Here is an 18,432-nt window from a genome sequence, read left to right as displayed (position 1 = left end):
ATGAATCCAGACCATTCGCTGATTCAGTCCTATTTCCAAAACCTAAGTCACCGTCAGTTGGAGCAGATGGAGCAATTGGCGGCCCTTTATCAGGACTGGAATTCTAAAATCAATGTGATCAGCAGAAAGGACATGGATCATTTCTATATCCACCACGTCTTGCATTCGCTGGGCATTGCTAAAGTCATCGCATTTTCACCGGGTACCAAGGTTCTCGACATTGGCACCGGAGGAGGATTTCCAGGCATCCCACTGGCCATTTTGTTTCCCGACGCGCACTTCCATTTGGTAGATTCTATCGGGAAAAAGGTTGCGGTGGTCAAAGATGTAGCCCGGCAGTTGGGATTAAAAAACGTGGAAGCACAACAGGCAAGGGCAGAAAGCTTAAACCGAACCTATCATTTTGTCGTCAGTAGGGCCGTTACCCAAATGGAAAAATTCTACCCCTGGGTGCAGCGCAAATTCCGGAAAGAAGACATACACAAAGACTTTCCCAATGGGGTTTTTTACCTGAAAGGAGGAGAAGTAGATGAAGAATTGGAGGCACTGGACCTGAATTACGTTCCTTATTTTTTGGAAGATTATTTTAAAGAGCCCTTTTTTGAAACCAAAAAAGTAATTTACATTCCCTATGAGGGAAAACGATAAGCTTCCTTTTTGTGTGGAAGCCTACTCTAAATCAAATTCTTACTGTTAGCGTTGAAAAAGATTGCCTACCCCCCTAGTCCTGGCGTGGATCATCTAATACGAAGTGCCCGATTACCTGACCAACAGAAATTCCGCCGTTGCTTCTTCTACGGTAAGCCCATCTATTTCAAATTGTTCGAAATCTGAAACATCAGGAGTGGTAGCTACCCGCAGCCGATTGGATGTAAATTCGAGTATATCCATTGCAAAGGTATCGTCCTGATCTTCCATTAGCAGTTGTCCGTCTTTAAGCTCCCAGGTGCCGGCAAAGTTTTGATCTCCGCTGATTGGAAAGCGCTCCTCTGCTAACGGCAAGCCGATCGCACTTACTTCCACAAGAAACACAAAGCCTCCCGCTGCTTGTACAGTTTGAGGGTTTTCCCCAAAATCCACGGTCATTTGGTAGTCCTCACCGGTACCGGTAATGGAGACCGGGACCGAATTTTGTGTACCGGGAATTATCGCCCTGCCAGAAGCCTGTACGCTGGCTTCCTGAAGGGTCCAAACCCCAGCCGATAATTGACCCTGCTCCGGCGTTTCCTCTGTAGATTCGCACCCAAACAACAGCATCAATCCGAAAAACAATAATGAAAGCAGTCTCTTCATAATTTATTTCTTTTTGTAGGTAATTTTGATGGGTACCCCTTCAAAATCAAAATTCTCCCGCAATCTGTTCTCCAGGAATCGGGTGTAGGGAGACTTGATGTATTGAGGTAAGTTACAGAAAAAGGCAAACACCGGATTCTTGGTTGGCAACTGCGTGATGTATTTGATTTTGATGTATTTCCCCTTGTTTGCCGGTGGGGGGTATTTTTCTATTTCCGGCAGTAACAGCTCGTTCAACTTGGAAGTGGGGACTTTCCGGTGTTTATTTTCATATACCCTCATGGCCAGTTCCATGGCCTGAAAAATTCGCTGCTTGGTCAATGCGGAGATAAAGATGATCGGAATCCACTTGTTTTCCCCTAACTTATTGGTCATGTCTTCCTTAAAGGTTTGCATGGTCTTGTGATCTTTTTCAATCAAATCCCATTTATTTACCATGATCATGATCCCTTTATTATTTTTGATAGCCAGGGAAATAAGGTTGACATCCTGGGCTTCCAGCCCACGGGAAGCGTCCACCATAACGATGACCACATCTGAGTCTTCCAGCGTTCGCAAGGAACGCATGACGGAATAAAACTCAATATCCTCTTTAACCTTCGCTTTTTTACGGATTCCTGCCGTGTCGGTAAGGATGTAATCCTTCCCATACAATTGATAACGGGTATGGATCGCATCCCGGGTAGTACCAGCTTCATCGGTGACAATGGATCGTTCTTTTCCAATCAGCGCATTAAGAAAAGATGATTTACCCACATTAGGCCTCCCTAAAATGGATAGTTTGGGAACTCCCTCGTCGGGGTCTTCTTCTCCTTCATCCGGAAATTTTTGGATCACCTCATCCAGCAGGTCCCCAATTCCACTGCCGCTGGAAGATGAAATGGGAAAAATGGTTTCCTCTCCAATGCCCAGGGCATAAAATTCATTGGCCGTCAGCATTTTATCCAGGTTATCTGCCTTATTGGCCACCATAAACAGCGGTTTGTCCGTGCCCCTGAGTTCTTTGGCAAATTCAGTATCCAAATCGGTCAGGCCATCCAGGCAATCGACCACAAATAGAATCACCGAGGCTTCATCAATGGCCAGGCGTACCTGTTTCCGGATTTCTTTTTCAAAAATATCATCCGAACCCGTGACATACCCTCCGGTATCGATAACAGAAAAGAACTTTCCTCCCCACTGTGCATGGCCGTAATGCCGGTCCCTGGTCACTCCACTAAGATTATCTTCGATGGCTTTCCGCTCTTCAACGAGTCGGTTAAAAAGCGTGGATTTTCCCACGTTAGGTCTCCCTACAATTGCTACTATATTAGCCATATACTGCTGTTTTATTGGTCGTAACCAAATTTTCTAAGTTTGTTTTTATTTTTTCGCCAGTTTTCCTCCACCTTGACATAGGTTTCCAGAAAAACTTTCTTTCCAAAAAATAGCTCCATTTCCTGCCGGGCTTTTGTTCCCACCTTTTTCAGTGCATTACCCTTATCCCCGATGATGATGCCTTTTTGGCTCTGTCGCTCCACGTAAATAATGGCCCGCATGCGGATGAGTTTATCCGTTTCTTCAAATTCCTCCACCCGCACCTCTGTGCTGTACGGTATTTCCTTTTTGTATTGAGTAAAGATTTTTTCACGGATAATTTCCGAAGCAAAAAAACGTTCCGGACGATCACTTAGTTCTTCCTTGTCATAAAACGGCGGGTGTACCGGCATCCGATCCAGGATTTCCTGCATGATTTTTTGCAGATTAAAGTTTTCAAGTGCCGATACCGGGATGGTCTCCACGGCTTGAATTCTTTCCTGCCAGTAAGCGGTCACTTCCTGCAGCTTCTCCTCTTTATTGAGATCTATCTTATTGATTATCAAGAGTACCGGCACTCCGGCAGCATTGATTTTCTGAATGATTTCTTCAATATCCGTATCGTCTTCAAACAAATCCGTCACGAACACAATCAGGTCTGCATCTTCTAGTGAAAGGTTCACGAAGCTCATCATGCTTTTGTGCAATTCGTACTTCGGTTTCAACATACCGGGCGTATCTGAAAAGACAATCTGGTATTCGGGTTCGTTCATAATTCCCAAAATCCGGTGGCGAGTTGTCTGCGCTTTTGAGGAAATGATAGAGAGCTTTTCACCCAAGAGGGCATTCATCAAGGTAGACTTCCCCACATTGGGTTTTCCTATGATATTGACAAAGCCTGCTTTATGGTTACTTTCGGACATGGACTCATTTTTTTTACAAAGGTACTTGATTTTTGAGAATATGTCCTTACCTTTGTACCACAATAAAGCAAAGGGCAACAAAAAACGTTTGCTGCCGTATAAAATACTGAAAAGCGATTATAACTATTTTAAAAATATATCGCGGGATGGAGCAGTTGGTAGCTCGTTGGGCTCATAACCCAAAGGTCACAGGTTCGAGTCCTGTTCCCGCTACACAAAACCCCTTATACGTCCAGTATTTGGGGTTTTTCTTTTTTGGGGAGCTGTTTGCAAGGATTCAATAAAGTTTTTTGTCTTTTCAACACCTTTTTATTATGTCGAAAAACTCAACTTAATTTTACCAACCCTTTATATAGACTCTAAAAATTCAGACTTGACTTAGTTAGCTAAATCTATCGGGAGGTTCGCCAAGTAACTAAGTTGAAGTGTTTTCCGGTCCTCGTTTAATAAGTCGATTGAAACTTTCAGTTCACCTGTCACATTTTTTAGCTTTATGCTTTAGGCTCTACTTATTAGTCCAAACCTATTCTAGGTTCAGGTATTTTTATAAGAACATAAAATATTTTTTTGATCATTCTTTGGTACATACCAGGCTTTTGCCTAGTTTGGTAATCGGCTAAGTTTTTCTCAAACACCCTTTTTGGACCGTTAACACTATTTAGATGTCCTTTTAAAATACTAATGATGATTTTAATCGGGTTTTTGGAGGCCTTTTTTAAACCTTTTTATTATCTAGTTTTAAATTATGGAAAAAAAATCTAAACCTTGGTACAAAAAATGGTGGGCAATTACTTTGTTTGTCTTTCTTATCCTAATCATAATCGGATCATTATCAGATAGTGACGATTCAAGAAATGAGTCAACAGACTCAACTGAAGTTGAGACAATAAATCGTTGTGAAGATGCTCCAGACTTCATCGTACGACGGCTAACGGATGGTTTAAACACTGACGGCATTACACTGCGAAATGTGAAAGTTGTTAAATCGAAAGATTTTGAAAGCGTTTATTTTGTTAGCGCAGACCTTCAAGGTCCTGGATTAGAGGGGGAAAGTGATATTGCGACATTCGCTACTAATAAATTGGATAGTAATGGTTTGACGTTTTCAGTTAATTCAATTGCCGAAGAATTCTCTGATTGGCCCCCCGGTAGTAGAACTGGTTTTAATTTAAGTATGAATGATGACGGCGCAAAAGAGTCAAGAGATTGTGTGAACTAATAAATACAATTAAAATCGAAATAAACCTTCCCGCAAAATTGATAAACGGAACGTTGTGCATTTATATCGATATTTAAATAACGACCAAATCCAAAATAAATATAGGTAGCCACATTGATTGGGTGTTTTCACTGGTGGAAAAGTTAAAAATATGATTATATGTAAAACTAACCGTTCTGTGAATTTTTTCACTGACTGAAAATTATATTCCTACCCATTCAATCCCAGGAAAGAATGACCAAAAACCCTGCTTATCAGTTCTCTCTTTTGTTCCTGCTTTCTTTTTTCATCCTCATTCGAATAAACCCATTCGGCAGGTGCTATGTATTTGCCATTTGCTAGTAAAAATTCCATATCATCTTTTGAAATAGTCCTTTCAAAATAGGCTTGCAATATTTGGGCTTTGTCGCTCCTGGAAACTGGCATATTATCGAAATAAAGGTGGAATGATACCCGTATTTTTACCGTAATTTACGAAAAACCAAATGAATTGGCCATCTGCTAAAAAACCGGATTTTTTTCAGCCATTAATATGAATTTCTTTGTCCTGTCATCAATATACTTTGTCCCGTCGATGCTGTCCCAGGATGCAGGATAGCTGTTTGATGTTAATAGGATTTGGTTTTCAAAGTGAAGCCCCTGGATATATTCATCAAAGGGGATAAATTTAGTCGGGTATATTTCAGTTTTTACAGGTTGGCCTATGGTTCCTGAAAATGGGGCAGGTCTTTTCCGGTAAGTAAATATTCCGCTCGGGGTGATGCATGGCAGTTGTGCTTTTATTTCATCCCGTTTTGGTTTTTCATCCAGTGACCGGATTAGGTCTACTTCCTTTTTGTATTTAGTGTTAGTCAACCAAGTCAGCAAACTGATAGTGACGGGATTCCCAGGGGAGTTGTAATTTTTGAAACAACTTATTTGCCTGGCTGTTGCCATTCCTGCCCGCTATGTACACCGGCATCACCTGTCCCGTCCCGGGATTGGCGATTGAGGCGATCCCGGGCTGATAGCCGTAAGTCTTTTTGTAGGTTTTTTCGGAATCGTATTTTTCGGTGGGCTGGACCTGGTTGTCATCATCAAGATCATGGCGTTTGCTTTTTTTGAGCTGCCCGGTCTTTTTTAAAGCTTTCACCATCAGATCATTGAGTTTTGGGTATATAAATTTGAAATTGCCTCACAATCAGGGTATATTTGCATCAATAGTATGAATATTGAAACATTTAAAAGGTCTGGATAATGGCAACGATCAGGAAAACAATTACACTTACAGACAAGCAAGATGAATGGATTAAAACTCAAATTAAAAATGGCGGTTTTACCAATGAAAGCGAATATATCCGCGATCTTGTGAGGCGGGATCAAAGCCAGAACGCAGAATTTTTGGCGACCAAAGCCGCTATCGAATACGGATTTAAAAGCGGGATCAGTGATATGAACGTTCCTGAAATCATAAAAGAGGTGGAAGATAGGATGCGCAAGGATGGCCGTTTATAAATTATCAAAGGCCGCAAAAAATGACCTTGCCAGCATTTATGAATTTGGCATTGAGACTTTCGGCTATAATCAAGCCCAGCTTTATTTAACGCAACTTCATAAGCATTTTTTAACCATGGCGGAAAATCCCAGCATAGGCCGTGACGCTTCGGAGTTCTCGGAGGGCTTAAGACGTTTTGTTTTTGAATCCCATACGATTTTTTATCAGCCGATGGATACAGGGGTATTTATAGTCCGCGTATTAGGGCAGCCCATGGATTACCAAAAGCACCTATAACTCACACATTATCGGTCGCTTAATTTCATTATTTTCTTGAATTAATCTTTTTCTTGGATTGGACAAGAATTTCTTCCCTCTTCATCTTAGTAAATCCGCTTTTTTCAGCCCTTATAAGTTTTGAGCGTATTGCTTCTATTTCGGATTTGGGGAGCTTTTGTCGGGGAATGGTCTGGACTTATTGATGGTGCATTTTTCATCTCCTGGTTGTTTTTGGCGATCTTAACCGGGAATTGGACCGGAGAAAAGAAACAATTTGGGAAAAAGAGAAGCAGTTTGATACTTGGATTGTTTGCTTTTTTCACCGTCTTAGGTCTGGAGAGCTTAGGTTTTGGATTATTAAAAAGCCTACTAGATTTTCTTATGCCCTGGCTAAAATGGAGCATTCAAAACGAAAGTAATGGCTCAGATCCTTTTGATTTTCCAAATTTGTCATTTCGTCTAATTATCATAGGTGAGGGCATTGATCAGGTAAGGATTGATATAATAATTGGGCCGGCCTTCCCGCTTGATCAAAACCCCATCTGTGGAGAGCTGATTGAGATAGGTAGCGGCGGTTTGTCGGGATTTGAGCATCAGCGCCTGCTGTACATACTCGATTCGGGTATAAGGATGGTTGAAAAGGTGATTAAGCAGGTCCTGACTGTAGAACTTATAGTTTTGCCTCAGCACATTTTTGAGTGCCAACATGGCCGATTTGATCTGGGCTACCTTTTGCTGTGTATACAGGGCCGTACTTTCTACACCTTGTATCATATAAAGCAGCCACCCTTCCCAATCGCCTTGATCCCTAACGGACTGTAAATGCTGATAATAGGCACTTTTGTTTTGGATAATATAGCGGCTCAGGTAGAGTATAGGCAGGTCCATCAAATCCTGCAATACCAAATAAAGAATATTAATGATGCGACCGGTACGGCCATTGCCATCATAAAAGGGATGAATGCTCTCAAATTGAAAGTGGATCACAGCCATCTTGACGATGGGGTCCAAGTCGCTCATTTCCGGATCGTTGATAAACTGCTCCAGGTTCTGCATCAGTGCAAGAATGGTTTCTGCATCCTGTGGTGGCAAGTAGACTACTTCACCCGTGCGGTCATTTTTGAGGGTGGTGCCAGGAAGTCTCCTGAATCCGGCATTGTTTTCTTCCAAGATTGCCTGGATCTCCAGAATTTGATTGCAGGTAAGTAATTGGTTTTTCTTTACCAGGTCAAAACCTCGTTTAAGTGCAGCCACATAGTTTCTAACCTCCTTGGTTTCAGGGCTCATGTCCCGGTCCAGTTCCAAGGTAGATTTATAAAGCTCGTCGTGTGTGGTGACGATATTTTCTATTTCTGAACTGTCTTTGGCCTCTTGAAAAACCAGGGAGTTGATCAGAATATCCTGCCTGGGGATACTTTTTGCCAAACCTTTGAGCTGTCCCAATGCTTGATGAGCCGTAGTCAATGCCTTAAGCACCACACGGGATTCCAGGTCATTTGCGTAAGGAAGGTTTGTCGGTTGCCAACTCATAAAACCAATTTTAGTGTTAATGTAAGGAAATAATTTTAACACTATTTGAAACAATGTTAAAAAAAATCGATTTTTTTAACATTAACCGCTGCCAATGTAAAACATTTCTCATTTCTTTAACATTAGCTCCAATGTTTCCAAGTCCTTCCGGTTTTCCTCCACCAGTTTCTTCAAGCCTTTTGCATCTTCTTTCCCATGGATGATTTCTTCGGGCGTATCATATTCCACCGCTTTACAACCGAAGAAATGATAAAACAACCAAAAACCCAACTTATTTTTTGTGCTAAAAAATGTGTCCTACCTAAGAATGACAGCACTTGCACGCGTTCAAAAATGATATTTGCAAGTGATCTTCTAAAATAGAAGTTAGCTCCAAAAATCCCTTCCTAAACTAAACCACCTTTCAACTTTTTTTCACTCCCAATGCTTCCCATCAATACAGATACGGGTGGTAATCTGTTGCGGGTGCAGTCACCTGATACTCCGATTGAAGAAAAGCAACCAAATCAATCAGTTCCTGTACGGTCATAACCTCGTTGTAATTCTTCATCTTGGAAAGACCTTCTTCGGTACGGGCATTTTCTTTGTATATCCACGCAATTTTATGGGAAGGGTTGATGACCGAAGTGACTAATTCTCCATAGGATTTTTGAGTGCTTACTTCACCGCCGAGCGGTATTCTAAGACCGTCATTTTCTCCCTGCCACTCAATCCCTGAAATACTATGGCATGCATTACAAGCCAATCTCGTATAGGTCGCTTTCCCTAATTCAATATCACCTTCAGGTAGCGCAAAACCACGCTCCTGCGTGTTACAACTACTCACAAATAGTCCCCCACATACTGCGATAAACAGCACTAAACTACTTGATGCGGTGCTAACGGTTTTCTTTTTCTTTATACGAAACATACACGATTGTTTTAATGAAAGATCTAATACACTCTACTGTCTAATAAGAATGAAGGTAGCATCTTAAGCTACAGAACAACAATGATTTACGTCAGATCTGTCATTGATTTTACTCAGTAAGTTACTTCACAGATGGCAAACCACTACCAGCGGTAGCGATCTTCACCAGTTTCTGGAAATAGGAGATGCGTATTTTTTCTAGCTCATAACTGAAATTGACCGTATGGTTTTTTTCATTTCCTAAATTGATATTGGTGACAAAGTGCCTTTGTACGGAAGGAACCGTTTGACGTAGTAAATTAAAAGCATCCGGCTTTCCACCTACTTCCCTTCCAGCTATCGCGTCTGTTTCGAAGGAGAACTCTTCGAAAGACCAAACTCGCTTCTTATCCCAACTCCTTAATTCTCACCTAATTTGACAGTGAAGTTTTTTGTCCTACTCGTGTTGACTGCCGCATGGCTGCTGATGACCTCCCCTTCGAGCTCGCTTGCGCAATCGAAGGAGATCGAGGTTGCATTTCTTTCCGACATCCATTTACAGGATGTTTATGCTAAATTGCAATCAGCGGATTTCAAGGGGGTATTCCATCCCAAAACGGGTAAGTATGCGACCATTCGCAGCATGAAAACTTAAATACCTTTGTCTTGAAGATCTAAAGAAGTAAACGCATAGGGAGGGGAATTCCTTTCAGATAGGCTTTACTACGCATTATGGGAAGGCATATTGGGGAATAGGAGATGTCATCTTTCATCACCACTGGAAATCACGATTCAATAAAGCTCCTTGGGGGATTTGCGGGTAATAGACCAGCGCTCCATGGCGTTTGGTTTGCGTCCATTCCCCGGAAGAAATTAGGGATCTGAGTTATCCTAAGCTTTGGGCATGGAGCCAAACATGAAAAAAGCCGGTAGGGAACTCCTCACCGGCTTTTGTATTCTATCAAACCGAAATGCGATCAATACCCCGGGTTTTGAACCAGGAAACCTTCTTCATTGGAGGCCCCATCTATGGCTCGTTGCGGGATGGGAAACAGTCGTTTGTTTGGGTCGCTGTCGGTTTTTCCCGTCCAGTTGTCCTCGTATTTTCCGTACCTGATCTGATACACCCTTCGTAGCCCTTCCCAATAGAGTTCAAAGCCTGACTCCCTAAAGAGAATATCCATATCGATGGCATTCAGCGGAGCAGGTGTCTGAGCAGGGCGGGCATTTCTGGAGGTTCTCAGGGTATTCACATCGGCGAGTGCACCGGCATTGTCTCCCTTGCGCAATTGGGCCTCTGCTCGCATCAGATAGATCTCGCCCAATCGGATCAACACGATGTCCACGCTACTGTTGGTACAGCAATTGGGTGCTGTTCGGCTGAATTGGTATTTGGAGAAGCGATGCCCTGTGTTGTGAAGGCTTCCTTCACTGCTGAAATCTACCTGGAAGGTATGGTCCACGTAGCGGATGTCCGCTCCACTGCTTCTTCGGTTGATCACCGGATAGATTCGTATCTTTCCATCCTCACAGGTTAGTATATTTCCACTGTCATCCTTTCTGGGACCCCAAATGATACCTCTCAGAAACCCGCGATTAATTTCAAATGCTTCTGCGTCCACACAATAGTAGTGGTCAGCGTCATTCGTCGGGTTTACATCGCTCAAATCCCTGAGATTTTCTGGAATAAGGGTGTTTTCCTGAAAAAACCGTGCATCTGCTTCTGCAGGATCAACCTCCCCATAGGCATCATACCAGGTTTGAATAAAGTCAGGAGTGGCTGCAACGGCATCGGTACCTCGGCTATTTGGAAATTCCGGCCTGGGCGTGAGATCTCCCGAGATGGACCAATATTGCCATCTGCTGTGTTCTGTTTGGAGTACCCCGCGCTGATCCAGGGAAAAAATAATTTCCGGATTGGTATCGTTATCGTCATTAAACAAGTCAAAGTACTCAGGCGACAGGGAGTAAGGTCCGTTGATGATATTCGTGGTATATTGGATGACTTTATCCAGGTCTTCCGATCTGAAGTCCGGCGTTCCATATGGATCGCGATAAACCGCTGCATTCAAATACAAGCGAGCCAACAATGCTTCTACGGCAAACTTATTCATGCGTCCGGGACCATTATTGCTACCGATGACATCGGCTACCGAAAGCAGCTCTGACTCTAAATAATCAAAGGCCTCTTATCTTCTTAGAATTTCAGATTGCTGGTCAGAATTATCCTTTTTGAATACAAGCCCCCAATTATCCATGGCGAGCATATTGAGATAAGCCTTCATGGCAATCATCTCGTACAAGGGGTTTTGGGCATTGGTATTCCCGTTTTCCACTTCCAACCGCAATAGCTCCTCTGCGGCTACAGCTCTGGATAAAGTCAAGGTAATAAAGGTCCAGGAATCTCCCACCAAGCTATTGCCGGGAGTCATCAGGTGCTGGTGTATTGCGATGAATTTTCCGCCATCAAACCAGTCTGTCCCGCCCCGGTAGGGGAGAATTCCCTCATCCGAGGCAACTTCCTGAAGGCCAAAATTTACGGTGTGCAACCATACTTGACGTAGCATGCCATAAACCGGGGCTATGGACCCACTGACGACCTCAGCCTGGCCCGTTCCTGTCAGCGATTCATCGAGAATTTCTTCATCCAATGTCGTACAACTGAGGAAAGCCAGAATGAAAGCGAGCGTTGGCAATAATTTATGATATCTGATAGTTTTCATACGATTTTTATGTTCTGGTAGATTGAATTTTATCTACTGGTTTATTTAAAATGTTGCGTTCAGGTTGACCATAAAAGTCCTCGCCCGAGGGTAAGTATATCGGTCAATACCGAATGTTTGGATTCCGCCTGAGGTAGCTCCTGTATTGACCTCCGGATCAAAGCCCGAATAGTTTGTAATGACAAACAGGTTTTGGCCAGTCACCGAAAGGCGGATCGCTTGAAACGCATTGCCCAGTCCCAGACGATTTGGACGTACATTGTATCCCAGCGTAGCATTATTTAGCCTGAAGAAGGCACCGCTTTCCAGGAAACGGGTTGATACCGTATTGGAGTTGTTGAATGACTCTTCTGGAAATTGTACTGCAAAATCAGTCGTATTATTGGACCTTGAAAGCTGGGCCTTGGTAAAGAGGGACATGGTCGTGTGGTTGTAGATTTTATTTCCCGCTGTCCCATTAAAGTTCAAACCCATATCAAAGCTCCTATATCTAAAATTGGTGTTGATTCCGTAGATGACCTTTGGAATGGCACTTCCGACTACAGCCCGGTCATTGTCCAGGATTTCTCCATCTCCGTTGGTATCTACGAATCGGTTTAGTCCGTCTTCACCGATCCCGTCAAACTGCAGCATGTAAAATGCGCCAATAGGCTGATTATTGATGTAGCCATTGATGGTAGCGCCTGTCTGTCCGGCGCCTTGAGCCGCTCCTGTGGTCAAAACCGAGTAAGGGGAATCCCGAACTTCATTTTGGATCAAGGTGATGTTTCCTCCGATGTCATAGGAAAAGTCTCGTTGGGCCATACTGCTGAAATTCAAGGCAAGTTCAACGCCACTGTTGAATATTTTCATGTTGTCAATATTGTCCCAGAAAGTAGAGGTAGGCTGTACCGGGTCAGCGGGAACTACCTCCAGCAGTATATTGGATGACACCTTGTTAAAATAATCCAATGTACCGGTCAATCGATTGTCGAGCAACGCAAAGTCAACGCCTACGTCAAATTGAGTCGATACCTCCCACTGTAGATTTGGGTTGGCCAATCGCGTGAAGACAATTCCATACGGATAGCTATCCAGGGTATTGCCATCGGTATCGATTGGGTAGGTACTAAGGCTACCCGCGCCGGTAGCCAGTCGATCCTCCGAGAAACTTGCTTTGGTGATTTTGGAAGGAATCTCCTGATTGCCTGTTTGACCCCAACTTGTGCGGAGTTTCAGGTTGTCGAAACCCGAGTTGGCCATAAAATCTTCCTTGCTCAAATTCCATCCCAGGGCGAAGGAAGGGAAATAGCCGTATTTGTTGTTATCCCCAAACTTGGAGGAACCGTCTGCTCGGAAAGTAGCCGTAAACAAGTATTTTTCGGAAAAGGTATAATTCAAGCGGCCAAAGAAGGATTGCAGTTCATTGCGGGTAGCAGAGGAGTTGACCGTCGTCGGAAATTCACTGGTACTGTTATGATCCTGATAGCGCGGGTCAATGTTGTTTGCAGCAAAGCCCCTGGAAGCAGTCCTTCTGAATTCATCCAGAAAGGTCTGGTAGGAATGTCCGGCCAAGACCGTGAAATGGTGCTGGTAGTTGTTCCAGTTGTAGGTCAGGGTATTCTCTACCAGGCTGTTGGTATTGGCCGTGGTCAATTCATCCAAGGTGCCGTCTGAGACATTGGATTCGTTTACTACTTCTGTGAAAGGTCGGTATTGGATGTATCGGGCAGTATTGGAATAATCCACTCCCAGATTCAACTTATAGGTAAGTCCGTCCAAAATTTCGAAAGAGGGAGCAATGGTCCCTAAAATTCGATTGTTTGCCGCGTCATCACTATAGAGCTCATTTCGCTTCAGAGGATTGAGGGCATTGGTATTGAGCAGCGTGGGTTCCCCATTCGTGTAGGCGGGGATGGTCGGATTCAAATACAGCATGTCACTGGTGATGGAACCAATCGCTGGCCTTAGGTTTTCGGTAAAGGAGGCCGTCAGATTGTAGTCTACGATCAACCTTCCCTCAAAAGCCTTCTGATTCATATTCAGCTTTCCCGAATAGCGTTTCAATTTACTGTTTTTCAAAATTCCTTCCTGCTCTTGATAGCCCAATGAGGCGAAATAAGAGAAGCTCCCTTTATTGGCACCACTCATGGAAAGGTTGTAATCCTGAGAGCGCCCAACCTGGGTCAATTCATCCTGCCAATGGGTGTTTCCTCCAAAATCTTCCAGGGCACCGCCCACGGCTTGCACCTGTCGACGAAATTCATCCGCATCGTAGACCTCTATCTGGCTGGCCATGGACGACCAGGCAGTGGAAGCGGAAAGGTTCACCTGAGAGGCTCCTGATTTCCCCTTCTTGGTAGTGATTACCACTACCCCATTCGAAGCTCTGGAACCGTACAGTGCCGTGGCACTCGCATCCTTCAACACATCGATGCTTTCAATGTCATTGGGATTTAAAAAATTAAGCGGGTTAGAGGCAATGCCGGTATCGGAATTATCCAGCAGAAATCCGTCCAACACATACAGGGGTTGCGTGCCGGACCGCAAACTCCCGATTCCCCGGATGATTACATTTTGATTGGCTCCCGGTTCGCCACTGGTCGAGGTGATATTTACTCCGGCGATTTTTCCCTGTAGCAGATCCACCGGGTTGGTGATGACTCCCCGGTTAAAGTCTTCGCTTTTTACGGAACCAATGGCTCCGGTCACATCCGACCGCTTCTGGGTACCATAGCCTACCACGACCATTTCTTCTAACTGGGTAGCGTCCGGTTCCAATTGAATTTCAAAGATAGATTGCCCGTTGACTTCAATTTCCCTGCCCATGTACCCCACGTAGGAAACCTGAAGAATGGCACCTTCGGGCACATCCAGGGAAAATTTTCCATCCAGGTCGGTGACTGTTCCGGTGGTAGCACCTTTTACCAAAATGGTAGCCCCCGGTAGAGGCATGCCGGTTTCATCGGTTACGGTTCCGCTAATTGGCTGGAGCAGGGTTTCCTGGTCAACTTTGGAACTCTTTGCTCCAATTTCGGTCCCTAAAGCTGCTGCTTTGAGTGGGACAGGGCTGGTAGCTAAACCCGCCCAGAGGATAGAACATGCGGCGGCATAGCGGAGTTTTGATACGTGTATTCGTAATTCCATAAAACGTTGGTATTGTTTGATTAATAGACTGTTACCTACCTGAATTAAAAGGTAATGGGGACAAGTACTTTTGTAACCCAGCGGCAAAAGTAGGCCAAACAATGATGCGGTGTGGCATGGGTTAGCTTCCAGAAATACGAATTAAAAAAAACTTAATAGTCGGCTGAAAAGTATAATCGAAACGTAAAAAATCGATCAATTTACCTTTATAATAGGATCGTATTATATCAAGCTTTCTACTTTCGGGCAGCCGTATTTGAAGGGAGTTGGTAAAGCCCATGGATGCGTACTGCGTCCGGACATTTATCCCTTCGGGCTGTGCGCAATAAACCCTCGATCCATCTAGCTGTGTAGGCTTTCCGAACCAGAGAAAACGCTGGCCATTCCCCTCCCAGGAGGAGAGTGTCGGTACCCTTCTACTCAGGGATGTGGCGTTTTTTTACCGATTTGCGAAAGGTTCATGAATCACTATGAAAAGCACAGCGAGGTGAAGCCACCCGTTACTATTTCTTTTGGATTTCAAGCATATCAATCAATTTTCCATCTGCTGTATATATGCGGAGTTCGAGTCTGTCGTAGGTAATGGCTATCGTGCCGTAATGAAATCCGCGGAAGGTTTCGGCGGAAAACGGGACCCGATTCGGTGCAAATTCTTCCAGATTTCCCAGGTACTTTCCTGAGCCGTTGCATTCGGGCAAATAAGCAGAAGGAATGCTAAATAGAAGATATTTTTCATCGGCTTTATATTTTACCACATGTTAGCTAATTCAGGTTCCCTGAAAGTAAAGAAAAAATGACGGAATTGTAAAATTTCAGGATTCGGTGGATACAAACAAGCGAATACCAAAACCAAAAAAGGCTGCCCAAGTCAAGTGGACAGCCCTTTTTGGTTGCTAAGGTTCGTTTTCTCAATCAAATAGATCGAACTTCAGCCCGAAATTAAACCGGGCGTTGTAGTATTCCATTTGCATCGTGCGTGATCGGATTCCCTGGTAGTAGCGCAAAGGCTGGTTGGTGAGGTTGTTCCCCTCGGCAAAGAGTCGCCATTTTGGTGTGATGGCATAGGAAGCGTTTGCATCCAGAAAAACCTGTCGATCGTAATACCGGTCTTCAAAGCCTTCCCCGCCCAATTCATCCAGGTAATCGGAAGCGTAGTTGAGCGCCAGTCGCAGTACCAATTTGTCCGTTTCGTAGGATAGCGAAGCGTTGACCATGTTCTCAGCCGTACCTGGCAACACCAGGTCATCGTTGTCTCTTCCCTCTATTCCTGTGGTGGACGACCGGGTATAGGTATAGTTTAGGTAAATCCCCAGCCCTCTCCATATTTGGCGCTGAAAGGATGCTTCAAGTCCGTATACACTGGCCGTCCCGCCGTTTTCTGGTCTGGAGTATTCTAGATTTGAGCCAAAAACAGGATCATTAAATCCCTGGGTAGTAATCGTGTAAATAAAATCATCAATGTCCTTATAAAAGGCACCGGCAGATAGGATACCGACGCTGGAATAATAGTGCTCCGCCATAAAATCAAAATTCATAGACGTGGTTGCCCGTAAGTTTGGGTTTCCCCGGGCCAATTCCTCATCATCCGGGCTAAACTCTGCATAGGGCACCAGGTCAAAATAATTAGGCCGGGCAATCGTATTGGTCCAGGCAAACCGGAGAACGGTGTTGGCATCGGCATCGTATTTCAAATGAAGGCCTGGCAGCAGGTTGGTGTAATTCTGTTCGCCAGCGGTGGGGCTTATAGTTTCTTCATCGATATTAAAGCTATTTCCCCGGTAGTCAATGGCTGTATTTTCTACGCGAAGACCTGCAATAGCCGAAAACCTATCCGAAAACTGATGGTCAGCCATCGCATAGGCCGCCGTGATGTTTTCATTAGCGGTGTAGTTTCCGGGTGCATACTCCTCTGGCAAGTCGGTACCCTCAAAAAGGCTGGAATTTCCCAGATTTAATCCTCCGAGGAATTCAGGTGTCGCAAAGTATCCTGCCTGATACTGGGATCCAGCCAGGTAGTTGGCATCGGTGTAGTCTCTGTTTGGGACGGATCCGACGCTTGCTCCAAAGCTGTCTTCATCCATTGGCTCAAATTCAAAGAAGTCATTCTGACGTTCTTTTCGCTTGCCTCTGTAGCGCAAACCAAATTGCAAAATTCCTTTGTCGGTGTAGGGCAATTTAAAATCCAATCTGGCATTCAAATCCCGGTCAAAAGTAAACTGGTTTTCCTCCGAAATCTCATGAAATCCAATCCCGAAATTATCCTGAGGATTGGACAAATTGACGTTCGGGAATTCGGGATTGGTTAAATCTACAAATACGTCCTGATTGGAGGACCTGTAAGAAATGTAGCGCTCATTCGGACGCTCTTCGGATGCGCGTGCATAAGTGGCGCTCCAATCCATTTTTAGTCGGTTAAATAAATGGTTTCCTCCCAGGCTCATGTTATAAACCCGCTGATCTTCGAGTCTTCGGTTCCCGACTCTACCACCGTCTATTCCTCCTTTGGTCTGGTATTGCACCCTCCCTCTGGTCTGGAATACATTGGGACTGCTCTCGGTAAAGTCTCCGTCATCAAAAGAATCATCCAGGTTGCCTACCCGCATTCGGAATCGGTTTTCCCAATCATCTCGGTGGTTATACATCCCGGATAGGAACAGTTGGTTATTGTCATTGATTCTAAAATCGGTTGCGAGGTTTACGGATCTTCGGACACGCTGCACCAGGTATTTCCGGATGTCAAATTCTTCCAGTGCCACGCCATTATCTGAATTGTACCAAACAGCCTCCACATTGTCTGAGCCAAAGTTGTGGTTGTTGTAGGAGCCCGATAGGATCAGGCCCAATTTGTCATCCAGGAAGCGGTCACCCAAAACCAATCCCCCGGTCCAAATGGGCTTATTGGAAAGCAAGTTGATTCCGCTTGCAGCGGTACCAGATATTCTCAAATTATTCGGTGCCTGACGGGTTACCAAATTGACCGAACCTCCGATGGCATCGGCATCCATGCTGGGCAATACTGCCTTATTTACTTCGATCGTTTGGATCATATCCGAGGGAATCAGGTCCATTTGAATATTTCGGTTGTCACCTTCAGCGGACGGAATTCGTTCCCCGTTTATTGTCACGGAGTTTAGCTGCGGAGCCATTCCACGAATGATGATATCGCGCGCCTCTCCCTGATCATTTTGCATGGTAATGCCCGGAATACGCTTCAGTGCATCGCCGACGTTGGCATCGGGAAAGCGCCCGATCTGGTCAGAAGAGACGATATTGGTGATGTTGGCATTGTTCTTTTGCTGATTCAGTGCCTTGGCCTGCCCCTTCAGACGGTTACCAAATACAATAAACTCTGCTGCATCCAGTGCCGTTTGGTCCATTCTGAAGTTCAGCGTGGTTGTAAGCCCCGCTTGAATTTCCACATTTTGGGAAAGCTGTCCGTACCCCAGGTAGAATACACTGACTTCATACGAACCTTCCGGCAGGTTGGAGATGGAAAAGTCCCCTTTCTGATCGGAAATGGTCCCGTAATTGGTACCGGTCAATACCACATTGGCACCTGGAAGTGAAAGATTCTCAGCATCGATCACTCGTCCTTTCAAGACTCCTTGTGCCCATGCATTTCCTGCCAGCAGGAAAAAGAGCAACAGGGAAGAAAATAAACGTAGATGTTTTTTCATGAT

The 18,432-nt window shown here is 44.4% G+C and carries 16 protein-coding genes and 1 tRNA gene; 5 read left to right on the top strand and 12 right to left on the bottom strand.

The features are described 5' to 3' along the window. On the top strand, nucleotides 1–648 hold the full coding sequence (gene rsmG / locus GJQ68_RS19875; RefSeq protein ID WP_162419023.1) for a 16S rRNA (guanine(527)-N(7))-methyltransferase RsmG: 648 nt from the start codon (nucleotides 1–3) through the stop codon (nucleotides 646–648). Between the two features lie 111 nt (nucleotides 649–759). On the opposite strand, the gene GJQ68_RS19870 is transcribed toward rsmG, so the two are convergent. From GJQ68_RS19870 to era, 3 genes are read right to left on the bottom strand one after another with little or no spacing between them, the layout of a single operon-like run. Beyond that, complete coding sequence (locus tag GJQ68_RS19870; RefSeq protein ID WP_162419022.1) at nucleotides 760–1,293, bottom strand: hypothetical protein; 534 nt, start codon at nucleotides 1,291–1,293, stop codon at nucleotides 760–762. Between the two features lie 3 nt (nucleotides 1,294–1,296). After that, the gene (gene der / locus GJQ68_RS19865; RefSeq protein WP_162419021.1) at nucleotides 1,297–2,610 is read right to left on the bottom strand and encodes a ribosome biogenesis GTPase Der; all 1,314 of its coding nucleotides are present in this window, start codon (nucleotides 2,608–2,610) and stop codon (nucleotides 1,297–1,299) included. Between the two features lie 11 nt (nucleotides 2,611–2,621). After that, entirely contained in the window at nucleotides 2,622–3,512 is an 891-nt protein-coding gene (gene era, locus GJQ68_RS19860) for a GTPase Era (protein WP_162419020.1), read from the bottom strand. A 140-nt stretch (nucleotides 3,513–3,652) separates the two neighbouring features. Between era and GJQ68_RS19855 the strand changes: the two genes are divergently transcribed. Continuing rightward, a tRNA-Met gene (locus tag GJQ68_RS19855) sits at nucleotides 3,653–3,725 on the top strand. Nucleotides 3,726–4,257: 532 nt separating this feature from the next. Next, nucleotides 4,258–4,731, top strand: coding sequence for a hypothetical protein (locus GJQ68_RS19850; RefSeq protein ID WP_162419019.1), 474 nt, complete (start codon nucleotides 4,258–4,260; stop codon nucleotides 4,729–4,731). A 210-nt stretch (nucleotides 4,732–4,941) separates the two neighbouring features. Here the strand turns inward: GJQ68_RS19850 and GJQ68_RS19845 are convergent, their stop codons facing one another. Together GJQ68_RS19845 and GJQ68_RS19840 are read right to left on the bottom strand one after the other, a co-directional pair. After that, nucleotides 4,942–5,085 (bottom strand): hypothetical protein, encoded by a 144-nt coding sequence (locus tag GJQ68_RS19845; RefSeq protein WP_162419018.1) that lies wholly within the window; start codon nucleotides 5,083–5,085, stop codon nucleotides 4,942–4,944. 493 nt (nucleotides 5,086–5,578) lie between these two features. Then, nucleotides 5,579–5,866 (bottom strand): hypothetical protein, encoded by a 288-nt coding sequence (locus GJQ68_RS19840; protein ID WP_162419017.1) that lies wholly within the window; start codon nucleotides 5,864–5,866, stop codon nucleotides 5,579–5,581. Between the two features lie 101 nt (nucleotides 5,867–5,967). On the opposite strand from GJQ68_RS19840, the gene GJQ68_RS19835 reads away from it, so the two are divergent. After that, the gene (locus GJQ68_RS19835; protein ID WP_162419016.1) at nucleotides 5,968–6,225 is read left to right on the top strand and encodes a type II toxin-antitoxin system ParD family antitoxin; all 258 of its coding nucleotides are present in this window, start codon (nucleotides 5,968–5,970) and stop codon (nucleotides 6,223–6,225) included. Continuing rightward, nucleotides 6,212–6,502 (top strand): type II toxin-antitoxin system RelE/ParE family toxin, encoded by a 291-nt coding sequence (locus GJQ68_RS19830; RefSeq protein ID WP_162419015.1) that lies wholly within the window; start codon nucleotides 6,212–6,214, stop codon nucleotides 6,500–6,502. The genes GJQ68_RS19835 and GJQ68_RS19830 overlap by 14 nt, the downstream gene beginning before the upstream one ends. Nucleotides 6,503–6,943: 441 nt before the next feature. On the opposite strand, the gene GJQ68_RS19825 is transcribed toward GJQ68_RS19830, so the two are convergent. The 7 genes from GJQ68_RS19825 to GJQ68_RS19800 form a co-directional block, all read right to left on the bottom strand. Continuing rightward, the gene (locus GJQ68_RS19825; protein ID WP_162419014.1) at nucleotides 6,944–8,014 is read right to left on the bottom strand and encodes a Fic family protein; all 1,071 of its coding nucleotides are present in this window, start codon (nucleotides 8,012–8,014) and stop codon (nucleotides 6,944–6,946) included. Between the two features lie 433 nt (nucleotides 8,015–8,447). Then, nucleotides 8,448–8,924 carry a c-type cytochrome gene (locus GJQ68_RS19820; RefSeq protein ID WP_162419013.1) on the bottom strand — a complete coding sequence of 159 codons (477 nt, stop codon included), beginning with the start codon at nucleotides 8,922–8,924 and terminating at the stop codon, nucleotides 8,448–8,450. Nucleotides 8,925–9,880: 956 nt separating this feature from the next. After that, entirely contained in the window at nucleotides 9,881–11,017 is a 1,137-nt protein-coding gene (locus tag GJQ68_RS19815; RefSeq protein ID WP_235941815.1) for a RagB/SusD family nutrient uptake outer membrane protein, read from the bottom strand. 75 nt (nucleotides 11,018–11,092) lie between these two features. Then, a complete protein-coding gene (locus tag GJQ68_RS23435) occupies nucleotides 11,093–11,626 on the bottom strand; it encodes a hypothetical protein (RefSeq protein ID WP_235941814.1) in 534 nt (177 codons plus the stop codon). A gap of 45 nt (nucleotides 11,627–11,671) precedes the next feature. Next, complete coding sequence (locus GJQ68_RS19810) at nucleotides 11,672–14,752, bottom strand: SusC/RagA family TonB-linked outer membrane protein (protein ID WP_162419012.1); 3,081 nt, start codon at nucleotides 14,750–14,752, stop codon at nucleotides 11,672–11,674. Between the two features lie 503 nt (nucleotides 14,753–15,255). Beyond that, nucleotides 15,256–15,507 (bottom strand): hypothetical protein, encoded by a 252-nt coding sequence (locus GJQ68_RS19805; protein ID WP_162419011.1) that lies wholly within the window; start codon nucleotides 15,505–15,507, stop codon nucleotides 15,256–15,258. A 153-nt stretch (nucleotides 15,508–15,660) separates the two neighbouring features. Continuing rightward, a complete protein-coding gene (locus GJQ68_RS19800; RefSeq protein ID WP_162419010.1) occupies nucleotides 15,661–18,429 on the bottom strand; it encodes a TonB-dependent receptor in 2,769 nt (922 codons plus the stop codon). Between the last annotated feature and the right edge of the window lie 3 nt (nucleotides 18,430–18,432).

The sequence above is a fragment of the Cyclobacterium roseum genome, from assembly GCF_010119225.1.
GTDB classification, from domain to species: domain Bacteria; phylum Bacteroidota; class Bacteroidia; order Cytophagales; family Cyclobacteriaceae; genus Cyclobacterium; species Cyclobacterium roseum.
The sequence above is the reverse complement of the archived record's forward strand: the minus strand, read 5'-3'. Positions and strand labels throughout refer to the sequence as shown.